Raw genomic sequence first — 11216 nt, forward strand, 5'->3', positions numbered from 1 at the left:
AAAGGTGTTTGTGAGTGCTGTTAATGAGATCCTGGTAGCTTAGGTTTTATCGCTATCAGCTGGTTTGGGTTATTGAGGTTGTTGTGGAAGAAGATGATTTTTCATTGTTTGCGCAAGAGGTCGCAGGCATTAAAAAAATGCGTAAAGATGAAGTCTACTTGGGTAAAAAAGGGCCCAGTGTCGATTTCAATGAGCGCAAAAAAGCGGCTATGACAACACCAGAAAAAGATATGAACCATTTGTCGGCAGACTATGTGGATAAAGTGGATATCAATGATGTACTTGCCTATAAAAAAGATGGCGTGCAAGAGGGGGTTTTTAAACGTCTTCGCCAAGGTAAATATGGTATTGAATCACGCTTAGATTTGCATCGTCGTACTGTCGATCAAGCCCGTGAGCTAGTTTATCAATTTGTGGGCGACTGCATGCGCAATGATATTCGAGTGGCTATCTTGGTTCATGGTAAAGGTGATCGGACCCCAGATAATCAGGCAACCTTAAAAAGCTATATTAATAAATGGCTTAAGGATATGGATGATGTCATGGCATTTCACACCGCTCAGCAATACCATGGCGGTCTAGGGGCGGTTTATATTCTTTTCAAGAAAAGCGAAAAAGCCCGTTTAGATGCTTGGGAACAGCATCAAAAACGCTAATCTTATATAATGAAAGTACCGATATTTGGTATTATCTCTTAATATTTAATCTGTTTTACCTGATGCCCACCTTAGTTCGTGCAGTAAATACGACATTTTTGCTATAATCTTGGCAATTTGCTTAGACCACAAGAAGTTAACGGATTTAATTTTCATACTATTGGCTGCTTAACATTCTTGCAGACCCTATTTAGTCTTATTCAATTCAGAGGTAGATAATGACAACAAATACAGCGCATCATCCAGCGTTTACACTAGTGCGTAGTGAGTTTATTGACGCGCTAAATGTTGAAGTGATTGAGTTTGAGCACAAGGTAACCGGTGCTAAACATTTCCATATCGCCTCTGATAATGATGAGAATGTGTTTTTGGTTGGTTTAAAAACAGTGCCGACTGATTCTCGTGGTGTTGCTCATATTCTAGAGCATACCGCACTTTGTGGTTCAGAGCGTTTCCCTGTCCGCGACCCTTTCTTTATGATGATTCGACGTTCATTAAACACCTTTATGAACGCGTTTACTTCATCGGATTGGACTGCCTACCCTTTTGCCAGCAAAAACAAAAAAGACTTTAAAAATCTGCTTGATGTTTATCTTGATGCGGTTTTCTTTTCTCGCCTAGATAAATTGGATTTTTCTCAAGAGGGTCATCGTCTTGAGTTTGCTGAGATGGAAAATTCTGAGTCTGATTTAACTTTTAAAGGGGTGGTATTTAACGAAATGAAGGGCGCCATGAGTTCTACTAACTCAGTGCTTTGGCAAACCCTGACCAAATACCTCTTCCCAAATAATACTTATCACTTTAATTCGGGTGGTGAGCCAACTGATATTCCTGATTTGTCTTATGATGATCTGCTAAATTTTTACCGCACACACTACCATCCAACCAATGCTGTCTTTATGACATTTGGTGACTTGCCAGCGGCTGAATTACAGGCTGAATTCGAAGACAAGGTGTTATCTCGTTTTGAACGACTAGATCAAAAAGTCAGTGTTGATAATGCTAAGCGTTATTTCTCCCCTGTTCGTATTGAAGAAGGCTATGCGGCTGATGAAGCGAAAGACGACGCCAGTCATGTGGTTGTTGGCTGGTTACTGGGTGAAAGTACAGATTTGAGTCAGCAATATGAAGCTGAGCTTTTGTCGAATGTATTGTTGGATAACAGTGCGTCACCTTTGCGCCGTGCGCTCGAAAATACTGAACTAGGTAATGCGCCTTCTCCATTGTGCGGTCTTGAAGACAGTAATAAAGAAATGAGCTTTATGTGTGGCCTTGAAGGTGTACGTAAAGAGGATAATGCTAAAGTCGAAACCTTGGTTCTAGAGACACTTGCGCAAATAGCTGAAGAAGGCGTTGCCCAAGAAATGGTTGAAGCTATGTTGCATCAGCTGGAATTACATCAACGTGAAATTGGCGGCGATAGCTACCCTTACGGTTTGCAAATCATCTTGTCAGGTCTTTCGACCGCGGTACATGAAGGCGACGTGATTGCTCAGCTAGATGTAGAGCCTGTGATTCGTGAATTGCGCGAGCGCATCCAGTCACCTGGCTATATCGGTCAGTTAATTAAAGACTTGTTATTAACAAATGCCCATAGGGTGACACTGACCTTAAGTCCAGATACCGAATTAGAAGGCCGTCGTAATCAAGCTGAATTAGATCGTCTGGCCTTGATCAAAGCATCTTTGAGTGAGCAAGACAAACAAGATGTGATTGACTTAAGTTTGGCATTGCAAGCCAGACAGTCTCAAGAAGATGATATGAGCATACTGCCAAAAGTCGGCCTTGAAGATGTACCGGCTGAATTACCTAGCTATGAAAGTAAAAATATCACAGCGAATATTCCGGTTACTTTTTATCCACAGGGTACAAACGGACTTGTGTATGAACAATTGGTTATAGATCTTCCAGAACTGACCGAGCAAGAACGAGAGCTGTTGCCTCTCTTCTCTTATGCCTTGGCTGAACTTGGTTCTGGTGAGCAAAACTACCTTGCAGTACAAGAAGCACAAGCGCAAGTGTGTGGCGGGATTGGTGCCTCAAACTCTATTCGTCCTCTATTGGATGATAAGCAAGAGGTTGGTGCTTACTTCGTATTATCAAGTAAGGCCTTGGTAAACAAGTTTGCAGAGATGAGTGATATCTTAAAGCAAACTTTCTTAGCACCTCGTTTTGATGAGTTGCCTCGTCTGCGTGAGCTCATTGCTCAACGTCGCGCTCGTCGTGAGCAGTCGATTACTGGACAAGGTCACTCCTTTGCCATGATGGCAGCGTCAAGTGGAGCTAGTGGCTTCAATATGCAGCAAGAGTCTTGGGGTGGTATGACGGGCATTCGTGCCTTAAAAGCGCTTGATGATACGTTAAATGATGAGGCCAATGTCCAAGCAATAATGGATGTGTTTGCGGCGATTCATACAAAACTGCTTGCCTCTTCTAAGCGACTATTGCTGGTGGCTGAAGCACAACATGAAACAACTTTATTAGATACCTTGCAGTCAAACTGGCAAGATATTGACGCGGGAAGCTGCGAGCAATCTTTTTCTTTGCCTGCGGTAGATGAAAAGCAAAAAGTGGCTTGGTTAACGGCTTCTCAAGTGAACTTCTGTGCCAAATCTTTTGCCACTGTCTCTGGGATACATCCTCATATCGCACCGCTAACCGTTCTAGGTGGTTTCTTGCGTAATGGCTTCTTGCATCGTGTAATTCGTGAGCAAGGTGGAGCATACGGTGGTGGTGCTAGCTTTGATCCGACCTCAGGTGCGTTTAAATTTTATAGCTATCGTGACCCACGCTTAGTTGAAACTTTAGATGACTTTGATGCTTCGATTCAATGGTTGATCAATGAAGAGCATTCGGAACTGGCGTTAGAAGAAGCCATTCTTGGTGTGATTGGTTCAATGGATAAACCTGGCTCACCAGCTGGCGAAGCGCAAGGAGACTACTTCTTAGCACTGCATAAGCGTACAAAGGAGCAAAGAGAGGCCTTTAGAGCGGATATTCTTAAAGTGAGTATTGCTCAGCTAAAAGAGGTTGCTCAAACCTATTTAGTGAAAGAAAACGAGAGTGCAGCAGTCATTAGCTCACCTAATAACAAGGATGTTTTGCAAGAGTTAGGCTTTGATATCCAAACTCTTTAATAAACATTTAAACTAGCGGAAAACTTAATGGATCAGTTTCATGATATTCGCCCGTATAACGACGATGAAGTCGCTAAGGTACTGGCAAATTTAATAAATACACCAGATTTTATCGATACAATTATAGGTTTTAGGTTTAAGCATTGGCCGACCTTCTTAAAAGGACCCTTAGCGTTTTTTGTAAAGCTTGTGCTGAAGAGGCAAATAGCAAAAATCCATAATGTGCATGACTTTCAGTCTTTAGTGAAAGGCTATATGGATCGAATGATTAAAACGACAACGACTGAAGTTGAATATCGAGGCATCGAAAAATTAGATAAAAATATAGGGCACCTCTTTATTTCTAATCACAGAGATATTGCAATGGACCCTGCGTTTGTTAACTATGGCCTTTACTTAAATGGTTTAAGTACTGTGCGTATCGCAATAGGTGACAACCTATTGCGTCGTCCTTTTGTATCAGACCTGATGCGTTTGAATAAAAGCTTCATTGTAAAGCGCTCTGCCAATGGTGTGCGTGAAATGATGGCTGCTTTTAATCAGCTTTCAGGGTATATCAACCACTCGGTTGAAAATGATTCTTGTAACCTTTGGATTGCTCAAAAAGAAGGGCGTGCTAAAGATGGTTTAGATAAAACCGATCCAGCCATCATTAAAATGTTCTACATGAGTAAGAAAAAGAAAATGAGCTTCGCTGAAGCCATGAAAAGTCTGAATATAGTGCCTGTTTCCATTTCATATGAATATGACCCTTGTGCGTTAGATAAGGCAGGCGAGTTATTTGAGAAAGCAGAAACCGGAAACTATGAAAAGTCTGAGTTTGAAGATATTGATAGTATTAAAAATGGCATAGTGGGCCAAAAAGGTAAGGTCGTTGTTACTTTTGGTGATCAAATTACGGAAGACTTTGAAACCCCAGAGGATCTAGTGGCTGAGATTGATCGTCAAATTATCAAGAACTATGAAATTTACCCTCGTAATAAGAGTGCCTTAGCCTTATTAAATGGGGATAAATCGGATAACCAAGAGTTTGAGCATTATTTATCAAACTGCCCGCAAGAATTGAAGCAAACGTTACTACAAATGTATGCGAACCCATTGATTCAAAAGAATCAGCTGGTAGATTAATGACCATTAGTGACTATTGGATCTGATTGCTGTAAGGAGTATTTCAAAGAATGAGTATTGGATTATCCATTCGTTCATGGGTTGGCTCGACACTGTTTGGGATAAGTTATGTGGTATCAACTGTGGTGGCAGGTGTTGTCGCTCCGCCTATTGCCCTTTGTGTGCCCGGAATTCATCGTCAGAAGGTGTTGAATGTTCATAATGGCATTTTGTTGTTTTTATTTCGTATTTTTTGCGGCGTAACTGTGAATGTTCAAGGTCGTGAAAACCTTGAAAAAGGCCGTGCTTATGTGATTGTGGCAAATCATCAAAGTGAATGGGAAACCTACTTTTTACAGGTACTGGTAACGCCACTTTCTACCGTGCTAAAAAAAGAGCTTTTATCTGTGCCTTTTTTTGGTTGGGGGTTACGTATGGTGCAGCCTATTGCCATAGATCGTAGTCAGAAATCGAATGCGTTAAAACAAATCCTCAAGCAAGGCAAAGAGCGTTTGTTAGGTGGACGCTCCGTACTAATCTTCCCTGAAGGTACTCGTGTACGTGCTGGTGAAGAGAAGAGCTTTAATAAAGGGGCTGCGATGTTAGCCACCTCAGCGGATAAAGCGATCTTGCCGATTGTGCATAATGCGGGTGAAATTTGGCCCGGTAAAAAATGGCTAAAACAGCCAGGTACTATCAATGTCATCATTGGTGAGCCAATTGAGGTAGAAGGTAAAAAGACGGGTGATATGCATGAAGAAATGGAAGTCTGGATGCGAGAGAATATGGCGAAGGTAACAACCAAGTAAGTTTATCTCGCTAGCGTCGATAAAAAGGGAGTGGACCGTTTGGCTCACTCCCTTTTTTTATGTGTGCAAATGATAGGCTTATTCAGAACGGGTCAAATGCAGACAATAAAAAAAGCCGCATAAGCGACTTTTTTATTACGTAGGTCGAAACCTACAACAGAATTAGTCTTCGTATTTCTTAAATACTAGGCTGGCATTTGTGCCGCCAAAACCAAAGCTGTTTGACATGATTTGCTTAAGGTTAGCATTGTCGATGCGCTTAGTGACAACTGGAATGTCGCCTGCAGCCTCGTCAAGCTCGTCAACGTTTGCTGACGCTACGATGAAGTCGTTTTCCATCATAAGTAAGCTATAAATCGCCTCATGTACACCAGCCGCACCTAGAGAGTGACCAGATAGGGATTTTGTTGAACTGATTTTTGGAATGTCGCCACCAAATGTTTCGTTCACAGCTTGAAGTTCTTTCATGTCACCAGCAGGGGTACTTGTACCGTGAGTGTTGATGTAATCAATATCACCCTCAGTTGTACTCATTGCCATTTGCATGCAACGTACAGCGCCTTCACCAGAGGGAGCAACCATGTCGTAACCATCAGATGTTGCACCGTAACCGACTAGCTCGCCGTAGATTTTAGCGCCACGAGCTTTAGCGTGTTCTAGTTCTTCAATCACTAGCATGCCGCCGCCACCTGCGATAACAAAACCGTCGCGGTTTGCATCATAAGCACGAGAAGCAATTTCTGGTGTTTCATTGTACTTAGAAGATAGTGCGCCCATAGCATCAAACATGCAGGTTTGAGTCCAGCTCTCTTCTTCACCGCCGCCAGCAAAAACAACATCTTGTTTGCCTAGCTGAATAAGCTCCATTGCATTACCAATACAGTGAGCACTAGTAGAACAAGCTGAAGTGATTGAGTAGTTAACGCCTTTAATTTTAAACGGTGTTGCAAGGCAAGCAGAAACGGTACTACCCATAGTTTGAGTAACACGATAAGGGCCAACACGTTTAACGCCTTTATTACGTAATGTGTCTGCAGAATCAACAAGGTTACCGGCAGATGCGCCACCAGAACCAGCAATCAAGCCTGTACGAACATTAGAGACTTGCTCTTCTGTTAGGCCTGAGTCTGTGATTGCTTGCTGCATAGAAACATAAGCATAAGTGGCAGCAGGGCCCATGAAACGACGTGTTTTACGGTCGATCATTTCATCAGAATCTAGGTCGATACGGCCACATACGTGACTGCGAAAGCCCATTTCTTTGTAATCATCCGCAAAACGAATGCCAGATTTGCCTTCAAGCAAAGAGTTTAAAACGCTCTCTTTGTCATTACCAAGACAGCTTACGATACCAAGACCAGTTACAACTACGCGACGCATAGGGTGTGCCTCTCTATTCTTAATCTTTAGAAATTTTCAGTTGAAGTAAATAGACCGACACGCAAATCTGTTGCAGTGTAAATCTCACGTCCATCAACACAAACGCTTCCATCTGCGATTCCCATCACTAGTTTACGCTCAATAACGCGTTTTAGAGTGATGCGGAAAGTGACTTTTTTAGCTGTAGGTAGGATTTGACCTGTGAATTTAACTTCACCTGAACCTAGAGCACGACCACGTCCTTTGTTGCCTTTCCAGCCAAGGAAAAAGCCGACTAGCTGCCACATGGCATCAAGACCTAGACAACCAGGCATGACAGGATCACCTGGGAAGTGGCAATCGAAAAACCAAAGATCAGGATTGATGTCTAGCTCAGCAATGATTTCACCTTTACCAAACTCACCGCCATCTACGGTTATGTTGGTGATTCTGTCGATCATTAGCATGTTGCCAACAGGTAGCTGTGCATTACCTGCGCCAAACATTTCGCCATGGCCGCACTTTAAAAGCTCGTCTTTCTCAAATGATGAATGAGTAGTCATTATATTCCTATTGCTACATTAAGGCCGAAAGAGCAAAGTGCTCACTGGCTTTCCAGTAGTTCAGTTATCAATTTTTAATCGGGCAAATTATATCGGTTAAGGAAGATAATATGAATGTTTGAGTGTAAAAAAACCAATTTCGTTAAAAAAATTAGCTTAAAAACAATATGTCAAGGTTTACCTCTGGTTGTTTTGTGGTCTGAGTGTGTGCATTCATTCTTTTTGATATGATTAAATTGAAGTAAAAAACTTTGTTATATTCGTTTTTGTTATTTCATTTTGTAGTAATCTTCTTTCTTTTATTGCCTGTTAACTAGGCTGAATGAGCGTATTTTTATGCTGAGGTCGAAAATGAAAACTGAGAGGTTAGCCCAAATTAGGTCATGGAGTGGTGGCTTGCACCAATGGGAATCAGAATCCGATACAGGGACTTTATTAAGGGGTAAGCACTCACTTTCGGAACATTTTTCTAAAGACAGGCAGTCCTCTAAAGCGGTTTTACACTTCTTGCACGGTAATGGTTTTGCTTCTATGAGTTATGCAGAAATGCTGATGCCACTTGCCAATGAATATGACATTTTTACACAAGACGCAGCGGGTCATGGCCTTAGTGATGTGGATAAGACATTTATTGGCTGGAACAAAACGGCGAGCCGATGTCTTCATGCTGCTCAACAGTTTTTACCAGACGATCAAGTAAGAGTTGGTTTAGCCCATAGCTTTGGTGGTTGTTTAACCGCTTTGATGGCCGCGCAGGCTCCAAAATATTTTGATCGTTTGATTATATTAGACCCAGCTTTGTTTCCCCCAAGAATGCTCTGGTTATTAAGAGGGATGCGGATATCAGGGTTAATGACGCAAGTGCCTATGGTGAAGCAGGCCAGAAGACGCAAAACTAGCTGGTTAAATAAAGAGGAAGCGCGTCGATATTTTACAGGAAGAGGAACCTTTAAAGGTTGGACGGATGAAAGCCTTGAATGTTATCTAGATCATTCTTTAAGGGCTGATCATACCGGAATGAATCAACTCATTTGCCCTCCTTGGATGGAATCTGCCATTTTTGCTAGTTACCCTAAGCGGTTATGGAAAAGCTTAACTGAATTGCAGGTTCCGACAACGATAGTGGCAGGTAAGGACACCTTACCCTTTTTTCGTCAGTCTTATACTCATGCGGCTAGAGTCAATCAGAATATAGATTTGATAGACGTTGAGGGAGGGCATTGCTTTATGATGGAGAGACCGCAAGAAACTGCAGACTTGGTTCTTTCTTTGTTAAAGCAGTCTGATATTTAAGAAGGGAAGTAAGAAAGCCAGAATGTGCTCTGGCTTTCTTGATGTGCTTAGTTGCGGCGGTTTACCGACGCATTTGCCAGATCAATTAATGCGGTTTTATAAACAGAATCCGGTAATGGGGCTAATACATCAATTGCTAATTGCGCTTGTTCCTGCGCTGCTTTTTCTGTGTATTCGATAGCGCCACATGCCTGAACATCTGCAATGATAGTATCTAGCTGTTCAAGTCCGCCTGTTTCTATTGCTTGGCGTACCCTTTGTGCCGCTTCAGTAGGGGCATGCTTCATGGTATAGATAAGCGGTAGAGTTGGTTTGCCTTCAGCAAGATCATCGCCGACATTCTTACCCATTTCTTCAGCGGTACTTGTGTAGTCCATCACATCGTCAATTAACTGAAAAGCCGTACCAACATAGGTCCCATAGTCTGCTAGCGCCTGTTGTTGTTCTTTATTTGCATTAGCAACGATGGCGCCACAAAGTGCAGCCCCTTCAAACAACTTGGCCGTTTTGTACTGGATAACCTTAAGATAGCTCTCTTCTGAAGTGCTAGGGTCACCACAGTTAATCAGCTGCTGAACTTCCCCTTCGGAGATGATATTGGTTGTTTCAGCCAGTATTTGCATACATTGCATGCTGCCAACTTCTACCATGATTTGAAATGCACGCGAGTAAAGAAAGTCACCGACTAAAACGCTAGGGGCGTTGCCCCATTCTTCATTTGCGGTTTTTTTGCCGCGACGCATGTCTGATTCATCAACCACATCATCATGCAGCAAGGTGGCTGTATGGATAAACTCTATGATGGTTGCCATCTTGACCATGTTGTCTTGGTAATTGGATGCGTCTGCATTGCCGCATGCGCGGGCAGCCATAAGAACCAGTAATGGACGCAAGCGTTTGCCGCCATTGCTGATAATGTAGTAACCAATTTGCTCAATGAGCGGAATTTCACTTTTTAACTGAGATAAAATGTGGTCGTTGACTAGGTTAAATTCCGTGTTAACAACCGCATGTATAGAGTTGGAGGACATTAATTTTTTTCCAATCGGACTATTTTCCTAGCGAATTTTCGGATTGAAAATTGCAAGACTGCCACATGCTAGGTAAGGAGGGAGAGAGGGTCAACCTAAATCTCAAAATATGCATGATAAATCTCTCTATGCCTTGTTTTTGTTGGTTCGATTTTGTACAATCCTGCGTCCGATTTATCCACATTTTGCTCCCTATCATATGGTGATTAAATTTTGGTGGGCTTTTGAGTTTCGATTCATGAGCTGTTTGTCAAAGTTTAGGCCACTAGAAGTAGGTCAAATTAAATCCAGTAGCCGGATAAATCTTATTGGAGAAAAACATGTTTGCAGTGATCAAAACCGGCGGTAAGCAATACCGTGTTCAAGAAGGCCAAGTCCTTAAGGTTGAAAAACTGGCAGTTGAAGCTGGTGGTAACGTTGATTTCAACGAAGTACTACTAGTAAGCAATGGCGACGACGTTAAAGTTGGCGCACCAGTTGTTGAAGGCGTAAAAGTTGCAGCGGAAGTTGTTTCTCATGGCCGCGGTGACAAAGTTAAGATTCTTAAATTCCGTCGTCGTAAGCACTCTATGAAGCGTCAAGGTCACCGTCAGTGGTTTACTGAAGTTAAAATCACAGCGATTGGCTAATACGTCACAAATTCAAAATTAAGGGGTAGATTATGGCTCATAAAAAGGCGGGTGGTAGTACTCGTAACGGTCGCGACTCGGAGTCGAAACGATTAGGTGTTAAGCGTTTCGGTGGTCAAGTTGTGATCCCAGGTAACATTCTTGTTCGTCAGCGTGGTACTCAATTCCACCCTGGTGCAGGTGTTAAGATCGGTAAAGATCACACTTTATTCGCTGTGACTGAAGGTCAAGTGAAGTTCGAAGTGAAAGGTAAGTTTAAGCGTCGTACAGTTTCTGTAGTAGCTGCTTAATACTCTACCGAGTAAGAAAGAGCTCCGCTGTGGCGGGGCTTTTTTTTTGGAAAAATTATATAATAGATTTTTTGAGTGGTGCGAGATGACTTGCATCACTGATATTGTGATACACACCTAAGAGGTGATTCTGTGAAATTCGTTGATGAAGCCAGTATTTATGTACGGGCGGGCAAAGGTGGAAACGGTTGTTTAAGCTTTTGGCGTGAGAAATTTATTGCTAAAGGTGGCCCAGATGGCGGTGACGGTGGTGATGGGAGGGAGTGTTTTATTAGAGGCAGATGCTGCCCTAAATACGCTCATTGATTACCGTTATACGCGACGTTACCAGGCTGAAACTGG

The 11216-nt window shown here is 42.4% G+C and carries 10 protein-coding genes and 1 pseudogene; 8 read left to right on the top strand and 3 right to left on the bottom strand.

The window, feature by feature from the left end:
* The first annotated feature begins 83 nt into the window (after positions 1 to 83).
* From smrA to MED121_RS23450, 4 genes are all read left to right on the top strand, one after another.
* Positions 84 to 656, top strand: a complete 573-nt coding sequence (smrA, locus tag MED121_RS23435) for a DNA endonuclease SmrA (protein ID WP_009836272.1) — start codon at positions 84 to 86, stop codon at positions 654 to 656.
* Positions 657 to 874: 218 nt separating this feature from the next.
* Positions 875 to 3793: an insulinase family protein gene (locus MED121_RS23440; protein ID WP_009836271.1), complete on the top strand. Its 2919-nt coding sequence runs from the start codon at positions 875 to 877 to the stop codon at positions 3791 to 3793.
* A gap of 27 nt (positions 3794 to 3820) precedes the next feature.
* Positions 3821 to 4921, top strand: a complete 1101-nt coding sequence (locus MED121_RS23445) for a 1-acyl-sn-glycerol-3-phosphate acyltransferase (protein ID WP_009836270.1) — start codon at positions 3821 to 3823, stop codon at positions 4919 to 4921.
* Between the two features lie 50 nt (positions 4922 to 4971).
* Positions 4972 to 5709: a lysophospholipid acyltransferase family protein gene (locus MED121_RS23450; protein WP_009836269.1), complete on the top strand. Its 738-nt coding sequence runs from the start codon at positions 4972 to 4974 to the stop codon at positions 5707 to 5709.
* Positions 5710 to 5871: 162 nt separating this feature from the next.
* Here the strand turns inward: MED121_RS23450 and fabB are convergent, their stop codons facing one another.
* Both fabB and fabA read right to left on the bottom strand, forming a co-directional pair.
* On the bottom strand, positions 5872 to 7089 hold the full coding sequence (gene fabB / locus MED121_RS23455) for a beta-ketoacyl-ACP synthase I (RefSeq protein WP_009836268.1): 1218 nt from the start codon (positions 7087 to 7089) through the stop codon (positions 5872 to 5874).
* A 26-nt stretch (positions 7090 to 7115) separates the two neighbouring features.
* Positions 7116 to 7631, bottom strand: coding sequence for a bifunctional 3-hydroxydecanoyl-ACP dehydratase/trans-2-decenoyl-ACP isomerase (gene fabA, locus MED121_RS23460; RefSeq protein ID WP_009836267.1), 516 nt, complete (start codon positions 7629 to 7631; stop codon positions 7116 to 7118).
* Between the two features lie 351 nt (positions 7632 to 7982).
* On the opposite strand from fabA, the gene MED121_RS23465 reads away from it, so the two are divergent.
* Positions 7983 to 8924: an alpha/beta hydrolase gene (locus MED121_RS23465; RefSeq protein WP_009836266.1), complete on the top strand. Its 942-nt coding sequence runs from the start codon at positions 7983 to 7985 to the stop codon at positions 8922 to 8924.
* A gap of 47 nt (positions 8925 to 8971) precedes the next feature.
* Here the strand turns inward: MED121_RS23465 and MED121_RS23470 are convergent, their stop codons facing one another.
* Positions 8972 to 9955, bottom strand: coding sequence for a polyprenyl synthetase family protein (locus tag MED121_RS23470; RefSeq protein ID WP_009836265.1), 984 nt, complete (start codon positions 9953 to 9955; stop codon positions 8972 to 8974).
* Positions 9956 to 10275: 320 nt separating this feature from the next.
* Between MED121_RS23470 and rplU the strand changes: the two genes are divergently transcribed.
* The 3 genes and pseudogenes from rplU to obgE form a co-directional block, all read left to right on the top strand.
* Positions 10276 to 10584, top strand: coding sequence for a 50S ribosomal protein L21 (gene rplU / locus MED121_RS23475; RefSeq protein ID WP_009836264.1), 309 nt, complete (start codon positions 10276 to 10278; stop codon positions 10582 to 10584).
* 32 nt (positions 10585 to 10616) lie between these two features.
* A complete protein-coding gene (rpmA, locus tag MED121_RS23480) occupies positions 10617 to 10874 on the top strand; it encodes a 50S ribosomal protein L27 (protein WP_009836263.1) in 258 nt (85 codons plus the stop codon).
* A gap of 132 nt (positions 10875 to 11006) precedes the next feature.
* A pseudogene (obgE, locus tag MED121_RS24220) lies at positions 11007 to 11216 on the top strand (GTPase ObgE); the annotation flags it as partial.

The organism is Marinomonas sp. MED121, assembly GCF_000153025.1.
GTDB lineage: Bacteria > Pseudomonadota > Gammaproteobacteria > Pseudomonadales > Marinomonadaceae > Marinomonas.